The sequence below is a fragment of the Neoasaia chiangmaiensis genome (assembly GCF_002005465.1).
GTDB classification, from domain to species: domain Bacteria; phylum Pseudomonadota; class Alphaproteobacteria; order Acetobacterales; family Acetobacteraceae; genus Neoasaia; species Neoasaia chiangmaiensis.
Map to the genome: position 1 here is coordinate 2,647,348 of NZ_CP014691.1, position 16,553 is coordinate 2,663,900.

Below are 16,553 nucleotides of genomic sequence, written 5' to 3' on the forward strand. Positions count from 1 at the left end.
GCCCCGCATTCCTGTCGCTCAGGACTTCTTTTTTCCTGGAAGCACGGAGGCGAGCATTTCCTTGGCAGAGCCGAGGATCACGCTGGCCAGTTCCGGTTCGGTGGGCAGGGAGGAGAGGAAAGCCTTGGCCTGCTTGAGCGTGATATGCGGCGGCAGGGGCGGCACGTTGGGGTCTGTCCGTGCTTCCAGAATGACCGGCCGATCGGCGCTCAGGGCTTCCTCCCAAGCGGCGCCGACCTGATCGGGATTGTCGACGTAGATGCCTTTCAGGCCCAGCAGTTCCGCATATTTATGATAAGGGAAATCGGGGATCGCCTGTGTCGATTCCGTTTTGCCTTCACCAAGCTGGACGCGTTCCTCCCATGTCACCTGGTTGAGATCCTGGTTGTTCAGCACCAGCACGATCAGTCTGGGGTTAGACCACAGCTTCCAGTATTTGGAGATGGTAATCATGACGTTCAGGCCGTTCATCTGCATCGCGCCGTCGCCCATGCAGGCGATGACGGTGCGTTCCGGATAGGCCATCTTGCCTGCCATGGCATACGGTGTTCCGGCACCGAGCGATGCCAGACCGCCGGAGAGAGATGCTTTCATGCCGCGCCGCATCTTGAGATCGCGGGCATACCAGTTGGCGACGGAGCCGGAATCGGCGGTGATGATGGCGTTTTCCGGCAGTCGGGGTGACAGTTCCCAGAAAACGCGCTGCGGGTTGAGCGGCTCCGCGGTGGTCATGGCGCGGGCTTCGAGCACCTTCCACCAGTCGGCGACTTCCTTCTCGATCCGTGTGCGCCACGAGCGATCGTTGTTACGTTTGAGCAGCGGGATCAGCGCGCGCAGCGTCGCCGCGCTGTCGCCCTGGAGATTGACGTCCATCGGGTAGCGCAGGGACAGGTTGGCGGGATTGATGTCGATCTGCACCCCACGGGCGTTGCCGGGCTTGGGCAGGAACTCGCTGTAGGGGAAGGCGGAGCCGACCATCAGGAAGGTGTCGCATTCCTTCATCAGGTCCCAGGATGGTTTGGTGCCGAGCAGGCCGATCGAGCCGGTGACGAAGGGCAGTTCGTCCGGCACCGCCGCCTTGCCGAGCAGGGCCTTGGCGATCCCTGCGCCGAGAATTTCCGCGACTTCCAGCAGACCGTCGGTGGCATCGAGCGCGCCTGCGCCGGCCAGGATGGCGACCTTTTTGCCGGCATTGAGAATTTCGGCCGCGGCGCGCAGTCCGGCGTCATCCGGCACCTTGCTGCCGATGGTGATGCCGATGCCGGTATGGGTGGCACCGTGTGTCATCGGCGGGTCGCTATACGGCATTTCCTGCAGGTCGTTCGGCACGATCACCACGGTCGGCGCCCGCCGGTCGCGTGCGATTCGCACAGCGCGGTCAATGGCGTGACGCATCTGGGACGGTTCGGTGACGGTGACGATGTATTCGCTGGCAACGTCCTTGCACAGCGATTGCAGGTCAACTTCCTGCTGGTAACTTGCGCCGATCGCGGTGCGGGCCTGCTGTCCCATGATGGCCACGACGCCGACATGGTCGAGCTTCGCGTCATAGAGACCATTCAGCAGATGGATCGCGCCCGGGCCGGAGGTGGCGAAGCACAACCCGACCTGGCCGGTGAATTTCGCATGGGCGGTGGCCATGAACGCGGCCATCTCCTCATGCCGCACCTGGATATATTCGACGCGCCCGGCATCGACTTCGCGTTGCAGCGCAACGTCAATGCCACCGGCGCCGTCTCCCGGGTAGCCATAGGCCCGCTTGAGACCCCACTCCTGAAGGCGTTTCCAGAGGAACTCGCTGACATTCATGGACATTGCGGCCACCTTGACGATTTTCCGATTGGTGGTGCGCTAACGTAAGGCTGTCCGAGGTGGTTTGTCTCCGGTTGAAGAATAAAGGCATGTGTTCACGCAAACGTCAGGAAGCATGTTTCTTTATCGAAACAAAATGGAGAAGGAAAAAGCCGCGCCCGTTTCGCGCGGCTTTTCCGGGACGCCTTACTTGGCTGAAAGGCTGTCCTTGACGTTCTTCGCCGGAGAGAAGGCGAGCTTCTTGGAAGCGGCGATCTCGATGGTTTCACCGGTCTTCGGGTTGCGGCCCTGGCGCGCGGCAGTCTCGCGAACCTGGAACTTGCCGAAACCTGGGATGGAGACGTCGTCGCCCTTGGCAGCGGCTTCGACGATGCTGGTGAAGACCGTGTCCAGCGCGGTCTTGGCATCGGCCTTCGTGCCGCCGGTCGCCGTGGCGATACGATCGATCAGGTCGGTGGACTTCATGTCGTTCCTCTTCACATGTAACGTGGCCGAGAGCCATAAGCGGAGATCGGGGCCAGAACAAGGCGCAAAATTGGCTCTGGCCGCCGATATATCTCGATAAACGCGTGCATTGCGCCATTATCATGAACATCATGTTAAGAACTGCAGGGCAATACAGCAGGACGAGGAGGATCGATGCGCCGGAGCGTCCGCTTCTATCTGGGTGACGAACGATGCGACCTGACCGACTTCCCGCCGGGGCTGACGCTGCTGGACTGGCTGCGGGAATGGCGGAGCCGTACCGGGACGAAGGAGGGCTGCAACGAGGGCGATTGCGGCGCCTGCACGGTGCTGGTGGTGCGTCTGGACAGCGGAAAGCCGGTCTGGCGGGCGCTGAATGCCTGCATCCAGCTTGTCGGAATGATGGATGGCGCGCAGATCTTCACGGTGGAAGATCTGCGGTCGGCAGACGGGCGGTTGCATCCTGTGCAGACGGCGATGGTCGAGCAGCACGGTGCGCAGTGCGGTTTCTGCACGCCGGGATTCGTGATGTCCATGGTCGCCTATCGCAAGGCGCCGGGGGCGATGGACGATGAAGCACGAATCGATGAGGCACTGGCCGGAAATCTGTGCCGCTGCACCGGCTATGCGCCGATCGTGCGTGCGATGCGGCAGGCCATGGCGACCGGTCCGGATCGCTTCGACGGTATGGTTGACGATATCACGCAACGTCTGGCCTCTTTGGCCGATGGGCAAGGCGTGCAGGTCGATCATGCGCTGGGGCGTTTCAGCATTCCGGCCGATGTGGACATGCTGGCGCACATAATGGCGGAGGATCCCGGTGCGACGCTTGTTGCGGGGGGTACGGATGTCGGGCTCTGGATCACCAAGGGGTTGCGTGACCTGCCGCATATCGTGGCGATCGGCCGGATCGACGATTTGCGGCATATCGGGGTGAGGGCCGGAGAGCTGAGGATCGGTGCGGGGGTGACGTATGCCGAGGCGCGGGAGGTGCTGGCGGACTGGCTGCCGGGGGCCGATGCGGTGATCGGGCGGATCGGCGCGGTGCAGGTGCGCAATGCCGCGACCATCGGCGGCAACATCGCCAACGGCTCACCGATCGGGGACGGGCCGCCGGTATTGATCGCGGCGAATGCGACGCTGCATCTGCGCCGGGGTGACAGCCGTCGCGCGATACCGCTGGAGGCGTTTTTCCTTGCCTATGGCAGGCAGGATCGCGCGGCGGGCGAATTCGTCGAAGGCGTTTCGATCCCGCCGCTTCCCGAAGGCGCGGTGCTGCGCGCCTATAAAGTCTCCAAACGCATCGATCAGGATATCTCGGCCGTTCTGGGCGCTTTCGCGCTGACGTTCGACAAGGAAGGCGCGATTGCCACGGCGCGGCTGGCCTTCGGCGGCATGGCCGCCACGCCCCGTCGTGCGGCGAATGCGGAAGCCGCTTTATTGGGGCGGCATTGGGATCGTGCGGCGCTCGACGCGGCGCGTGCCGCGCTGGCCAGTGACTTCACGCCGCTATCGGACATGCGGGCCAGCGACTGGTACCGCCGAACCGTTGCCGGCAATCTTCTGGTTCGTTTTTTCGAGGAAACGGCAGGCGGGGCGGCAGTAAGGATCGACCGGACAGGGGAGTGGACGGATGCTTGAGCGGCTACCGGAATCTGCCGTCATCGAAGGTGGCGCCTCGCGCAGCCTGAAGCATGAAAGCGCCGAACTGCATGTCTCCGGAACGGCGGCGTATCTGGATGACATCCCGGAACCGCGCGGCACGCTGCATGTCGTGCCGGGCCTGAGCACGCGCGCCCATGCCAGGCTTGTCTCGATGGATCTGGACGCCGTGCGCGCCGTGCCCGGGGTGGTGCGCGTGCTGACGGCGGCGGACGTGCCGGGCGATAATCAGGTCAGTCCCGTGCATGCGCTGGATGAGCCGATCCTGGCCGAGGATCGCGTGTTTTACTGGGGGCAGCCGCTGTTCGCGGTCGTGGCGACTTCCCGCGCGGTGGCGCGCCGGGCAGCGCGGCTGGCGAGGGTCGAATATGAGGACATGCCCGCGATCCTGGACGTGGCGCAGGCGCGGAAGAATGGCGGCGTGACGGTATGGCGTCCGCTGACCATGACGCGTGGCGATGTGGATGCAGGGCTGGTCGCGGCGCCGCGCCGGCTGTCCGGGCGGATCACCATCGGCGGGCAGGAACATTTTTATCTCGAAGGGCAGGCGGCGCTCGCGCAGCCGGGCGAAGCCGGGGAGATGCGCGTATGGTCCTCGACGCAGCACCCATCCGAGACGCAGCATCTGGTGGCGGCGATGCTGGGCCGGCCGCATCATCTGGTGACGACCGAAGTGCGGCGCATGGGTGGCGGTTTCGGCGGCAAGGAGACGCAGGCGAATACCGTCGCCTGTCTTGCGGCATTGGCCGCGGCGGTGACGGGACGCGCCGCGAAGCTACGGCTGGATCGCGACGACGATATGATGATGACCGGCAAGCGGCATGATTTCGTCGTGGATTACGATGTCGGCTTCACGGATGACGGCATGCTGCTGGCCGTGGACATGGTGTTGGCGGCACGCTGCGGCTGGTCGGCGGACCTCTCGGGCCCGGTGATCGACCGGGCGTTGTTTCATGCGGATAACGCCTATTTCTACCCCGATGTGCGTTTCCGGTCCGAAGCGCTGAAGACTAATACGCAGTCCAATACGGCGTTTCGCGGTTTCGGTGGCCCGCAGGGCATCGTCGCGGCCGAGCGTGTGATCGAGGAGGTCGCTTTCGCGACGGGCCTCGACCCGCTGGACGTGCGGTTGCACAACGTCTACGGCATGGGGTCGCGTGATGTGACGCCGTATCACATGACGGTCGAGGACTCGATTGCCGCGGAGATCATGAGCGATCTGGCCGGGCGCGCCGATTATCGTGCCCGCCGCCGCGCTATTCGGGCGTCGAACGCGGACAGCCCCTATATCCGTCGCGGTATTGCGCTGATGCCGGTGAAATTCGGTATTTCGTTCACGGCCACCCATTACAATCAGGCCGGCGCGCTTGTGCATGTCTATACCGACGGTTCCGTGCAGGTGAACCACGGCGGGACGGAGATGGGGCAGGGGCTGCATACGAAGATGGTGCAGATCGCCATGCGCGAATTCGGGCTTGGCGAGGACCGCGTGCGCATCACGGCCACGACCACCGGCAAGGTGCCGAATACGTCCGCCACGGCAGCGTCTTCCGGCGCGGATCTGAACGGAATGGCGGTGCTGGATGCAATCCGCCGTATCAAGGGACGCATGATCGCCTTCGCGGCGGAGAAATGGGCGGTCGCGGAAGACGAGATCAGTTTCGAGGCCGATGGGGTGCATATTGGCGAAACGGTGCTTCCCTTCGCGAAGCTGGCCTGGGAAGCCTATTTCGCGCGGATTTCGCTCTCGGCCACCGGATTTTACAAGACACCGAAAATCTCCTGGGACCCGGCCACGGGCCGGGGAAGGCCCTTCTTTTATTTCGCCTATGGTGCCGCCTGTGCGGAAGTCGCCATTGACCTGTTGACGGGGGAGATGGCGATCGAGCGCGTCGACATCCTGCACGATGCCGGGCAATCGCTGAATCCGGCCATCGATATCGGGCAGATCGAAGGCGGGTTCGTGCAAGGCGCGGGTTGGCTGACGACGGAGGAGCTGGTCTGGGATTCGTTCGGGCGGCTTCGCACGCATGCGCCGAGCACCTACAAGATACCGGCCTGTTCCGACCGACCGCGCATTTTCAACGTATCCCTGCTGGAGAATGCGCCCAATCGGGAGGCGACGATCTTCCGTTCCAAAGCCGTTGGGGAGCCGCCGTTCGTGCATGGTGTTGCGGTCTTGCAGGCAATCTCGGATGCGCTGGCCAGCCTGGACGACTATCGCACATGCCCGCGTCTGGATGCGCCGGCGACGCCCGAGACGATTTTGCGCACGGCGGCACGGATGAAGGGAGAGCCCGTCTGACGGCGCTTGAGGCTGTTCGTCGCTGGCGCAGCGGCGGGCAGGCCGTGGCGCGGGTCACGATCGTCGCGGCACGTGGTTCGACCCCGCGCGAGTGTGGGGCATTCATGCTTGTGACGGCGCGGGAACAGAGCGGCACGATCGGGGGCGGGCGGCTTGAATGGGATTGCGTGGCGGCGGCGCGGTCGTTGCTGGTATCGGGCGGCGATGCTGTCGAGCGCGATATCGTTCTGGGCCCGCGGATCAACCAATGTTGTGGCGGCGCGGTGCGGGTGAGGATCGAGCGGCTTCATGATCTGGCGGCGCTGGAAACCGACATGGCACAGCTGGTGGCTGCACTGCCGCAATTGTTTCTGTTCGGTGCGGGGCATGTCGGGCGGGCATTGGCCCGCGCCTTGTCCCTCCTGCCGCTACGCCTGAACTGGATCGATGCGCGGGAGGAGGAATTTGGCGATGTTCCGAAAGGCGTGGCCACGTTTGTGACCACGGACTGGGAGCGCGAACTGGCGCGGGCGCCGGCCGGCAGCGGCGTGATCGTGATGACGCAGAGTCATACGCTGGATGCGCTGATTGTGGCGGCGGCGCTGTCGCGCGGGGACCTGCGTTATGTCGGGCTGATCGGCTCGACAACCAAGCGCCGCCGGTTTGTGCAAGGGTTTCGGGAGATCGGCATTCCGGCGGAACGGGTTGCGGCGCTGGTCTGTCCGATCGGCGATCGCGGGGTGCGCGACAAGCGACCGGAGAGCATTGCCGCGCTTGTCGCTGCCGAAATGGTTGAGCGGTTTCTGAATTAGGGCATGCACTGGTGCTCAGTCGCAAGGTGCATGCGTTTCGTATGCTTTGTGGTGATGAGAGCCGGGAGGGCTGCCTCTTTTTTCGGCGAACGGTTCGTAAGGTTGCAATAACCGCGTCGTAATCGGCTGGCTGTCGGGCGTGGAACTAAGATTCATATGGTGACCCGCAATGTCATTGCCGCGCGCGAGACCCGATCGGGCACATACTCGACCGGGTCAGCAGAATTTTACTGGCTCGCCGTTCACGACGATCTCTGTGCCATCGCTTTTCCCTTGCCGTCTGTCTCTCTGGGAGCTTCAGGACACTGGTGAGGAGGCCGGGGTTTATTGTGGCCGCGCCTCCTCCGTCGGAACCGGCAAGGGAGCCGGGCCGAGTTCGTGCAGCAGTTTTGCCATCTGGCCGTAGGCATTGTTGCGATAGGCCACCAGCGCCTGCGCCTGTTCCGGCGTCATCTGGCCGCGGAAGCCTTCGCCGCTCTTGGTGCCGAATTTTCCGGCTTCGACCAGGGCACGCAGACTGTCGGGCGCGGCCAGCCGCTCGCCGAAGGCCTGCTCGAACGTCCTGAAGCAGTTCAGATAGACATCCAGCCCGGCCATGTCGGCGATGGCGAACGGGCCGAAGAAGGGCAGGCGAAAGCCGAAAGTGGAACGCACGATCGTATCGACGCCTTCTGTCGTGGCGATGCCTTCCTCGACGATGGCGCAGGCTTCCTTGAACAGCACATATTGCAGACGATTGAGCACGAAGCCGGGCGTGTCCGCTACTTCGGCGGCCTGATGGCCGGCGCGATGGATCATGTCCTTGACGACCGGAAGGATCGCCGGATCGGTCTTCTCGCCGCAGACCAGTTCGATGCCGGGGATGAAGGGCGCGGGATTGCTGAAATGCACCGTCAGGAAGCGGGCGGGATTCGAGACGGCCGGCGCGAGCGTGTGCACCGGCAATGTCGAGGTGTTGGTCCCGATGATGGCGTCCGTACACGCGGTGGTACTGATGCGCGTGAGCAGTTCGCGTTTGAGGTCCGGGATTTCCGGAACGGCCTCTTCGATGAAGTCCACGTTCCGGACCGCATCCTCGATCGTTTCCGCGATGGCGAGATTGGCCTCGATACGCGCTGCCGCGCCTTCGCGGAAGAGGCCCTGTTTTTCGTATGTGGCCGCTTCGTGCAGCAGGCGGGCATGGGCCGCGACGGTTGCATCCGGCGATGCGTCCACCAGCGTGACGCGGATGCCCGCATCCGCGAGGCTTTGCGCAATGCCGCCGCCCATATATCCCGCGCCGACGACGGCCACGGTCTCGATTGTTCTGATCGCCACGACAAATACCTCCATGGTCGGTTGCGGCGCTTTCTTCTGTTCGAAATCCGGTCACGCAACCTTGTCCGGCGGCACGCTAGTTTCGTGATCGCCAGCGCGTCCAATCGCGTTATGAGAGCGATCGTTATGGGTTTCGATATGCATTGCTCATGAAGCCGCCTCATCTTTCCACGTCGTGGTTCGTGGGCGCGCGTCTCAAACTGCGTCATCTTCAGCTGCTCGCGGCGTTTTCGCGTCATTCGACATTGCATGATGCCGCTGCGCATCTCGGCATGTCCCAGCCAGCCGCATCGAAATTACTGAACGATCTGGAAGCATTGATCGGCATCGTCCTGTTCCGGCACGAAGGGCGGCGGCTGGTGCCGAATTATTTCGGTGAGGTGCTCACCCGCCGCGCCATCACGATCCTGAACGAACTCGACCGCACGCGGGAGGAACTCAACGCGCTGCTCGACGGCCATGCGGGTCGGGTCTGTATTGGGGCGATCGATGGACCGGCGGTCGATATCCTGACGCGTGCGATATCGGTGCTTCAGACCGATTATCCGCAGATCGATCTGGATATCCGCACGGGGTCGAGCGCCAGCCTGCAACAGGATCTCGGCCTGGGGCATATCGAGATCATGATCGGTCGCCCTGCCGGAGACATGTCCGACCGGCAGTTCCGATATGAGGAGATCGGCCATGAACCTCTGATGGTCATGGCGCGTCCCGGGCATCCGCTGGCGGAGGCGCAAGCGTCGTCGCTGGCCGAACTGACGCGATTCCCCTGGATTCTGCAAAGCCGTGGCAGCCGTTCGCGACAGCGTTTCGACGCGATCTTTCGGGATGCGGGGGTTTCCTTGCCCGCGCGGGTCGTCGGTAGCGATTCGCTCGTGGTGACTCTGGCCTATCTGATGCGGTCCGATGCGCTGACCGTGTTATCCGGACCTGTGGCGCGGCAGCAGATGGCGACGGGGCAGATCGTGGAAATTCCCAACAGCCTCGACCTGCGTCTCGATCCGTATGGCTTTCTGCTATCGCGAGAAGCTCTTCCGAGCCCGGCTGCCGTCACGGTCATGGCCGTGCTGCGCGATGCAAGCCGCAAGCTGGTGCCACCCGCCTTGTCGGCGATGTCGTCGAACGACCGTGCTTGATTCCCTTAAAATCCAGAATCGGCTGAAACTGCGCCATTTGACGCTGCTGATCGCGCTGGATGAATCGCACAGCCTGCACAAGGCGGCCGAGCGCATGAATCTTTCGCAGCCGTCGCTGTCGAAGATGTTGCAGGACGTGGAACATGCGCTGGAAACGCCGCTGTTCGATCGCACGCCGCATGGGGTTCATCCGACGGCGAGCGGCGTGCTGGCGGCACGTTATGCGCGCCTGATCCTGAACGACCTCGATCGGATGCAGCGCGATATCGATCACATGCGCAATGGCGTCGCGGGCAGCGTGCGGCTGGGGGCCATCGTGGCCGGGTTGCCGCGCATCGTGTCACCCGCCATGGCGCAGGTCGCGGTGACGGCACCGCATATCGCCATGTCGTTGCATATGGACACCAGCGACGCGCTGATGGTCGGGTTGCGTTCGGGGCGATATGATTTCGTCATCGGGCGAACGCTGGGGCTCGACCGTAATCCGGGTCTGACCTGCCTTGAACTGGGCGCGGAGCCGCTCTGCGTCGTCGTCGGTCGCGATCATGCGCCGGAGGATGCGGGCAATCTGACGCTTGCCGATCTGGTGACGTGGAACTGGGTGCTGCAAACGGCGCCCAGCCCGATGCGGCGCGCGGTGGAGGCGGCTTTCACCATGGCCTTGCTGCCGGCGCCGCTCTGTCCGGTCGAGGTGTCGTCGATGTTCGCGACAGCCGACCTGTTGCGACATGCGCCGTTGCTGTCGGTCATGCCGTGCGACGTTGCCGAGCATTATGAAAATTCCGGCATTATCAAAAAACTGTCCGTCCCCATGCCGGATCTGCTCGGGCATTTCTTCCTCATTACGATGGATGAACGCCCGCTGACACCGGCGGCATTGCATGTGCGCGGGGCAATTCTGGCGCAGGTGATCGGAAATCCTGATCGCCCGTTTCCAATCTGCTCCTAGGCAAGGCGGACTTATTCGGGAAACGTCCGGCCTAACGGTTACATGATACGAACATAACGTTATCATGTGATGAATGGGTGTCTGGAGCGTGGTTCATGCATTTTCTCATCATTGGCGCGGCTGGCATGATCGGTCGCAAATTTGCCGAAAGTCTGGCTTCCGATGCCATCCTGGGCGGGAAGACGGTCGATCGTCTGACGCTTGCCGATGTCGTGTCGCCGCAGGAGCCGGCCGGTTTCCGTGGCGACGTTTCATGTCTGACCGCCGACCTGTCCTCACCCGGGGCTGCGGAACAACTGATCTCCGGCCGACCGGATGTCATCTATCATCTGGCGGCGATCGTCTCCGGCGAGGCCGAGGCGGATTTCGAGAAGGGTTATCGCATCAATCTGGATGGCACGCGGAATCTCTTCGAAGCGATCCGAAAGGCCGGCGGCGAGGAAGGGTGGAAGCCGCGCGTTGTCTATGCGTCATCCAATGCAGTCTATGGCGGCGATTTCCCGGATGTGATTCCCGATGATTACATTCTGACCCCGCAGACGAGTTACGGCACGCAGAAAGCGATCGGTGAACTGCTGCTGGCGGATTACACGCGGCGCGGCATCTTTCAGGGTATCGGCCTGCGCCTGCCCACCATCTGCGTGCGGCCGGGCAAGCCGAACCGGGCGGCATCGGGGTTTTTCTCCGGCATCATCCGAGAGCCGCTCGTGGGGCTCGATGCGGTCCTGCCGGTGCCGGATACCGTCCGCCACTGGATGACCAGCCCGCGCTCGGCCATCGGGTTCCTGCGTCATGCCGCGACCCTAGATCCGGCGCAGGTCGGTGATCGTCCCAATCTGACCATGCCGGCGCTGTCGGTGACTGTCGGTGAACAGATCGAGGCCCTGCGCAGGATCGCGGGCGATCGGGTGGTGGCGCATATCCGGCGTGAGCCTGACCCGCTGATCGCGCGGATCGTGAACGGCTGGGCGCGGGCTTTCGATCCGCAGCGCGCGCTGTCGCTCGGCTTCACGACCGAGACGCGGTTCGAGGACATCATTCTCGCGCATATCGAGGGTGAACTGGGTGGCCGCATTCCCGAGAGGCACGCGGCCTAAGGCCCGTTGTCGGAGATATTCACCATGCAGAAAGCCGATCAGAGGCCGCCGGCCGAGGACGATCCCGTGCGGGTGCGCGCCACGGAGAAGGCAGCGAAGCATCTGCTGCCGTTCCTGATCCTGATGTACATGATCGCGTTTCTCGATCGCTCGAATGTCGGGCTGGCGAAGCAGGCGCTGCACGCCGATCTCGGGATTTCGGATGCGGTTTTCGCGTTCGGCGCCGGGGTGTTTTTCGTGGGCTACGCCCTTTTCGAGGTGCCGAGCAACCTGATCCTCTATCGCGTGGGCGCGCGCCGCTGGATGGCGAGGATCATGGTGACATGGGGGCTGGTTTCCGCGGCCACGATGTTCGTCCGGGGCGATCATTCCTTCATTGCGCTGCGGTGCCTTCTGGGTCTGGCGGAGGCCGGGTTCTTTCCCGGCGTCATGCTCTATCTGACATTCTGGTTTCCCCAGAAGGAACGCATGCGCGTGCTGGGGCTCTACTATTTCGGCTATCCGCTCGCCATGACGCTCGGCAGTCCGCTCTCCGGGGCATTGTTCGCGCTGGACGGGGTCATGGGCCTGCGGGGTTGGCAATGGATGTTCCTGATCGAGGGTGGCCTGGCCGTCATCGTGGGCATCATGACATTGTTCGTGCTGCCGAATGGCCCCGCCGATGTCACGTGGCTCGACGACGAGGAGAAGGCCACGCTGTCGCGGGTATTGTCGGCCGAGGAGAAGACCAAGACCGCCCATGGCCATGGCGATATCTGGAAATTGCTGCGTTCGCCCAAACTGCTTCAGTTCCTGGCGCTCTATGCCTTGATGCAGGTCGGCAGCTATGGCGTCGTGTTCTATCTGCCGGAACAGGTGTCGGGCATCCTGCATCAGAAGATCGGGTTCTGGGTGAGCACTGTCAGTGCCGTTCCCTGGGCTTGCGCCGTCATTTCCACCATTCTGGTGCCACGCCTCGTGCAGAAGCTGAACGCGCCGCGCGCAGGGCTGATCGTCTGTCTCGTGACATCCGCCGTAGCACTGGTGGTGTCCGGCTCCGGCATGGCGGCACCCGCGCTACTGGGGCTCTGCCTTGCGGCGGCATCCGTCGTGACGGTGCAGGCTATTTTCTGGAATTTCCCGCTGGCAGCTTTTTCCGGGCTGGAGGCCGCCGGAGCGATCGCGCTCATCAATTCCGTCGGCAATCTGGGGGGCTTCGCGGCACCGAACATCCGCTCCCTTGCCGATCATCTGTGGCGCACGCCGTCGGCCGGGCTTTACGCCGTCGCGGCGGCCGGCGTGCTGGCCTTGAGCCTCGCGGCCTTTCTGCCGCGTCGCGGGCAGGCAACGCAGCCTGCCGTCTGATTTTTTCATCTGAGGAGACACAAGCATGTCCGACCGCACGACATCTTTCAATCGCACCAACTGGCCCATAGCAGCGGCGATGATCCAGTATCCGAATATCCTGCCCGATGGATCGTCCGTGCAGGATCAGGCGCCCGAAGGGTGGGCGGCGACGCTGGCCGATGTGACCGATGCCGGATTTACCGAACTCGACCCGACGGATTCGTGGGTACGCCTGGCCGATCTGTCCGCATCGCGGCTGGAGACGTTCATGGGGCTGGTTCGGGACGCCGGGCTGACGGTTCCGGCGATCTCCACGGCACGCCGGTCCGTCATCGATCCGGAACGTGGCGACGAGTTTCTGGCCTATAATCACCGGGTGATCGATACGGCGGCGCGCGTAGGGGCGAAGGAGGTTTCGTTTGGACTGTTCTATCCGCTGACCGAAGCGCAGAAACGTGCCTTGTGGTTCTGGACGGCGCAGGGGCAGGTGAGCCCGGACGACCCTTCGGTATGGCGTCTGGCGGTCGAGCGTATTCGCGAACTGGGGCGGCATGCGCGGGAGGTGGGAATCGGCATTTCGCTTGAGATGTACGAGGATACCTATCTCGGCTCTGCCGAGAGTTCCGTGCGGTTCGTCGAGGATGTGGATTTGCCGAATGTCGGCATCAACGCCGATCTGGGTAATCTCGTGCGGCTGCATCGTCCGATGGAACATTGGTCGTCGATGATGCGAAAAGTGGCGCCTTATGCACGCTACTGGCACGTCAAGAATTACTTCCGCACCGAGGACGAGACGAGCGGTCTGGTCGTGACGGCCCCCGCGCCGCTGGAGTTCGGGGTTATCAGCTATCGTGCGGCCATCCGCATGGCGCTGGAGCATGGCTTCAACAGTGCGTTTCTCGTCGAGCACTACGGTGGCGACGGTTTGAGCGTCAGTGCCACCAATCGCGAATATCTGCGTCGTATCCTGCCGAAATAAGAACTGACGAAAATGCTCCCGACCTGTCGGTGCGGGAGCATTTTTCTGTTCAGGTTTTTCTTGCGGTTAAGCAACGTGGCATGTGGCGCACAAGGCTACTGCTGGGTATAAATACTTCGTGGAAGAAAAAATAATCAACACAAGCAAGGATTTGCTTTGGTTCGGGGCAGGTATTTGGGTATTATTTATTGAAACTAATCGCGTTCACAGTAACGACTTTTTTCTGTCACGGAATCATAACGAGACACAGTCAGACATGAAAACTAGGTTCCGCAGCGTTATCTCCCTCCCGAACCCGAGGGCCTCGTCATGGGGCATCACGCTGTATGAAAAAAACCAAGTTTCTTCTTCTTGCAACCTGCGTCGGTTCCCTGTTTCTCCATGACGCCATAACACGAAGCGTTGCAGCGCAGCCCAAGCGGGTTGCCGCAAAGGGGGCCAAACAGGGCGTTCAGAGCAAGAAGGATTCTGCGGACACCATGACGTCGGGCCGCAGCACGCGTAGTGCGCAGGCTGAGTCAATCGTCGTCCTGGGAGCAGGTGCTGCGCGTGAAACGCAATCGCTGTCGCATCTCGCGCTTCAGGAAGTGGCACCGGGGACCAGCCCGCTCAAGACCCTGTCCAGATTGCCCGGCGTGATGTTCACGTCTTCCGATCCGCTGGGATCGTATGAATGGTCGCAACAGATCATTATCCGCGGCTTCGACCAGAGCCGTCTTGGGTTCACCATGGACGGCATTCCGCTCGGTAATCTGGCCTATGGCAACGACAACGGCCTGTCGATCGGGCGTGCGTTGCAGACCGAGAACAACGGTACGGCGACCCTGGTGCAGGGCGCGGGTGCCGTCGGCGTTGCCGCCTCCAACGATCTGGGTGGCGCGCTGGAATTCACGTCCATCGATCCAAGCGAGAAATTTGGTGTCGATGTTGCCGGAACCGTCGGGTCTTATGGCACCTGGCGCACGTTCGCGCGGGTGAATTCCGGCACGATGAAGGGGGGCGGTCGCCTCTACGTGTCTTACGATTATCAGGATGCCAATAAATGGAAGGGCGATGGCATCCAGCAGCAGCAGCAGGCGAACGCCAAGTTTGTGCAGCCCCTGGGCGACAAGGTGAAACTGACGCTCTTCGGCGATTACAGCCAGCGCGCGGAAAACGATTATCAGGATCTTTCGAAGCAGCTGATCGCCACCAAAGGCTACAACGTCGATAACATCACGGATAATTACGGGTTAGCCAAGCAGATCGCGACGGCCTATCAGAACGGCACACCCTTCCCGGCAGGCATCGCCAATCAGGACCAGTCCTATTACAATTCCGCAGGATTGCGGCAGGACGTGCTCGGCTACAGCAAGCTCGATTTCCATATCACCGATCGCCTGAAAGGCTTCGCTACCGTTTACGGCCATACCAACACGGGTGAAGGCATTTATGCGACGCCCTACACGCCGACCCCGGCGGCACTGGGTGGCTCGCCAATCTCGGTACGCACAACGGAATACGATATCCATCGCGAGGGGTTCATCGGCAGCCTGTCCTATGATATCGGCCACCATACGATCGAAGGCGGATTCTGGTTCGAGGACAATAATTTCGAACAGGCCAGGCGTTTCTATCCGCTGAGCATCGATAAATATACCGGCAGCTCGGTTCACTGGTTCAGGGGCAATGCTTTTGAGACCCAGTGGCAGAGCGCGTTCAATACCAAGACATATCAGTTCCATATTCAGGATACGTGGCAGATCACGCCTGCGCTGAAGTTTAATTACGGCTTCAAATCGCTGGTGGTGGACAATCACGGACGCCAGTTGGAAGGCAATATTCAGGGCGTGCCGACGGCGAACCCGTATGCGTCCGGCGCCATCGTTTCGGCGAACGGTTTTCTGCCGCAGTTGGCCGCCAATTATCGCATCAACAGCCATAACGAGATCTTCGGCGATTTCGCCCGTAACATGGCCGCGTTCGACAATTCCACCACGGGTGCGACAAGCCCGTTCGCGATGACGAGCGCCGCCTACGCCGCGGCGAAAAACACGCTGCATCCGGAAATGTCGTATAGCGAGGAGGTCGGCTACCGCTTCCATAACAGGCACATCCAGGCGTCCGTCACGGGCTATTATATCGAGTTCGAGGACCGTCTGGCGTCCATCACGCCGGTTTCCAGCGGCACCAACGTTCAGGGTTATCCGAGTATCCTGACCAATGTGGGTGGCGTGACCGCGCGTGGTATCGATACGGCTTTTAACTATCGTTTCGCCGGCGACTGGTCGATCTACGCCTCCTACGCATATAACGACTCCGTCTATAACGACAACCTGACGACGGGCGGCGTCCCCTACGGCACGAAGGGCAAGAGCGTGGTCGCCATGCCGCACAATCTGGCCAACGTCGAGCTTGCCTACGACGACGGCACGATCTGGGGCAATGTCGGCATGCAGTATCAGGGTCGGCGAACCTACACCTACACCAATGACCAGTGGGTCAAGCCGAACGATATCTTCAACCTCAATCTCGGCTACCGTTTTCACGCGCATAACTGGGTGCTCAACGGGCTGGATGCGCAGATCAACGTCACCAACCTCTTCGACAAGCGCTATGTCGCGACGGTGGGCAGCACCGGCTTCGCGGTCAGCGATCCCACCGGCAGCTTACAGACCCTGCAGGCAGGTGCCCCGCGCATGGTGTTCTTTACACTGCGCAAGCACTTCTTCTAA

Annotated in this window: 12 protein-coding genes; 9 read left to right on the plus strand and 3 right to left on the minus strand. The window is 62.2% G+C overall.

Annotation, left to right across the window (positions count from 1 at the left end):
* Positions 1-18 precede the first annotated feature (18 nt).
* Both A0U93_RS12585 and A0U93_RS12590 read right to left on the minus strand, forming a co-directional pair.
* Positions 19-1,809, minus strand: a complete 1,791-nt coding sequence (locus tag A0U93_RS12585) for a thiamine pyrophosphate-requiring protein (RefSeq protein ID WP_077808517.1) — start codon at positions 1,807-1,809, stop codon at positions 19-21.
* Positions 1,810-1,998: 189 nt separating this feature from the next.
* A complete protein-coding gene (locus A0U93_RS12590; protein WP_255318286.1) occupies positions 1,999-2,292 on the minus strand; it encodes an HU family DNA-binding protein in 294 nt (97 codons plus the stop codon).
* Between the two features lie 159 nt (positions 2,293-2,451).
* Here A0U93_RS12590 and xdhA point away from each other — a divergent pair, with 159 nt between their 5' ends.
* Genes xdhA through xdhC form a run of 3 tightly spaced genes read left to right on the plus strand, consistent with a single transcriptional unit; the run spans position 2,452 to position 7,035 of the window.
* A complete protein-coding gene (gene xdhA, locus A0U93_RS12595; protein ID WP_077807645.1) occupies positions 2,452-3,918 on the plus strand; it encodes a xanthine dehydrogenase small subunit in 1,467 nt (488 codons plus the stop codon).
* Positions 3,911-6,244, plus strand: a complete 2,334-nt coding sequence (gene xdhB / locus A0U93_RS12600; protein WP_077807646.1) for a xanthine dehydrogenase molybdopterin binding subunit — start codon at positions 3,911-3,913, stop codon at positions 6,242-6,244. Before xdhA ends, xdhB begins: the two co-directional genes overlap by 8 nt.
* Positions 6,166-7,035: a xanthine dehydrogenase accessory protein XdhC gene (gene xdhC / locus A0U93_RS12605; protein ID WP_077808518.1), complete on the plus strand. Its 870-nt coding sequence runs from the start codon at positions 6,166-6,168 to the stop codon at positions 7,033-7,035. Before xdhB ends, xdhC begins: the two co-directional genes overlap by 79 nt.
* A gap of 324 nt (positions 7,036-7,359) precedes the next feature.
* Here xdhC and A0U93_RS12610 read toward each other — a convergent pair whose 3' ends face one another.
* Positions 7,360-8,352, minus strand: a complete 993-nt coding sequence (locus A0U93_RS12610) for a 3-hydroxyacyl-CoA dehydrogenase family protein (protein ID WP_211274012.1) — start codon at positions 8,350-8,352, stop codon at positions 7,360-7,362.
* Between the two features lie 149 nt (positions 8,353-8,501).
* Between A0U93_RS12610 and A0U93_RS12615 the strand changes: the two genes are divergently transcribed.
* The 6 genes from A0U93_RS12615 (at position 8,502) to A0U93_RS12640 (ending at position 16,553) form a co-directional block, all read left to right on the plus strand.
* Positions 8,502-9,488 carry a LysR substrate-binding domain-containing protein gene (locus tag A0U93_RS12615; RefSeq protein ID WP_077807647.1) on the plus strand — a complete coding sequence of 329 codons (987 nt, stop codon included), beginning with the start codon at positions 8,502-8,504 and terminating at the stop codon, positions 9,486-9,488.
* Positions 9,481-10,437 carry a LysR family transcriptional regulator gene (locus tag A0U93_RS12620; RefSeq protein WP_169852767.1) on the plus strand — a complete coding sequence of 319 codons (957 nt, stop codon included), beginning with the start codon at positions 9,481-9,483 and terminating at the stop codon, positions 10,435-10,437. The genes A0U93_RS12615 and A0U93_RS12620 overlap by 8 nt, the downstream gene beginning before the upstream one ends.
* 95 nt (positions 10,438-10,532) lie before the next feature.
* Entirely contained in the window at positions 10,533-11,534 is a 1,002-nt protein-coding gene (gene denD, locus A0U93_RS12625) for a D-erythronate dehydrogenase (RefSeq protein ID WP_077807649.1), read from the plus strand.
* Between the two features lie 24 nt (positions 11,535-11,558).
* A complete protein-coding gene (locus tag A0U93_RS12630; RefSeq protein ID WP_077807650.1) occupies positions 11,559-12,878 on the plus strand; it encodes an MFS transporter in 1,320 nt (439 codons plus the stop codon).
* A 25-nt stretch (positions 12,879-12,903) separates the two neighbouring features.
* Complete coding sequence (locus A0U93_RS12635) at positions 12,904-13,839, plus strand: sugar phosphate isomerase/epimerase family protein (protein WP_077807651.1); 936 nt, start codon at positions 12,904-12,906, stop codon at positions 13,837-13,839.
* Positions 13,840-14,165: 326 nt separating this feature from the next.
* Positions 14,166-16,553 (plus strand): TonB-dependent receptor, encoded by a 2,388-nt coding sequence (locus A0U93_RS12640; RefSeq protein ID WP_245824886.1) that lies wholly within the window; start codon positions 14,166-14,168, stop codon positions 16,551-16,553.

What these genes read in the sequence shown, in the direction of transcription:
- A0U93_RS12585 (WP_077808517.1), bottom strand. Translation starts at nt 1,809, where the DNA reads ATGAATGTCAGCGAGTTCCTCTGGAAACGCCTTCAGGAGTGGGGTCTC.
- xdhA (WP_077807645.1), top strand. Translation starts at nt 2,452, where the DNA reads ATGCGCCGGAGCGTCCGCTTCTATCTGGGTGACGAACGATGCGACCTG.
- xdhB (WP_077807646.1), top strand. Translation starts at nt 3,911, where the DNA reads ATGCTTGAGCGGCTACCGGAATCTGCCGTCATCGAAGGTGGCGCCTCG.
- xdhC (WP_077808518.1), top strand. Translation starts at nt 6,166, where the DNA reads ATGCCCGCGTCTGGATGCGCCGGCGACGCCCGAGACGATTTTGCGCAC.
- A0U93_RS12615 (WP_077807647.1), top strand. Translation starts at nt 8,502, where the DNA reads ATGAAGCCGCCTCATCTTTCCACGTCGTGGTTCGTGGGCGCGCGTCTC.
- denD (WP_077807649.1), top strand. Translation starts at nt 10,533, where the DNA reads ATGCATTTTCTCATCATTGGCGCGGCTGGCATGATCGGTCGCAAATTT.
- A0U93_RS12630 (WP_077807650.1), top strand. Translation starts at nt 11,559, where the DNA reads ATGCAGAAAGCCGATCAGAGGCCGCCGGCCGAGGACGATCCCGTGCGG.
- A0U93_RS12635 (WP_077807651.1), top strand. Translation starts at nt 12,904, where the DNA reads ATGTCCGACCGCACGACATCTTTCAATCGCACCAACTGGCCCATAGCA.
- A0U93_RS12640 (WP_245824886.1), top strand. Translation starts at nt 14,166, where the DNA reads ATGAAAAAAACCAAGTTTCTTCTTCTTGCAACCTGCGTCGGTTCCCTG.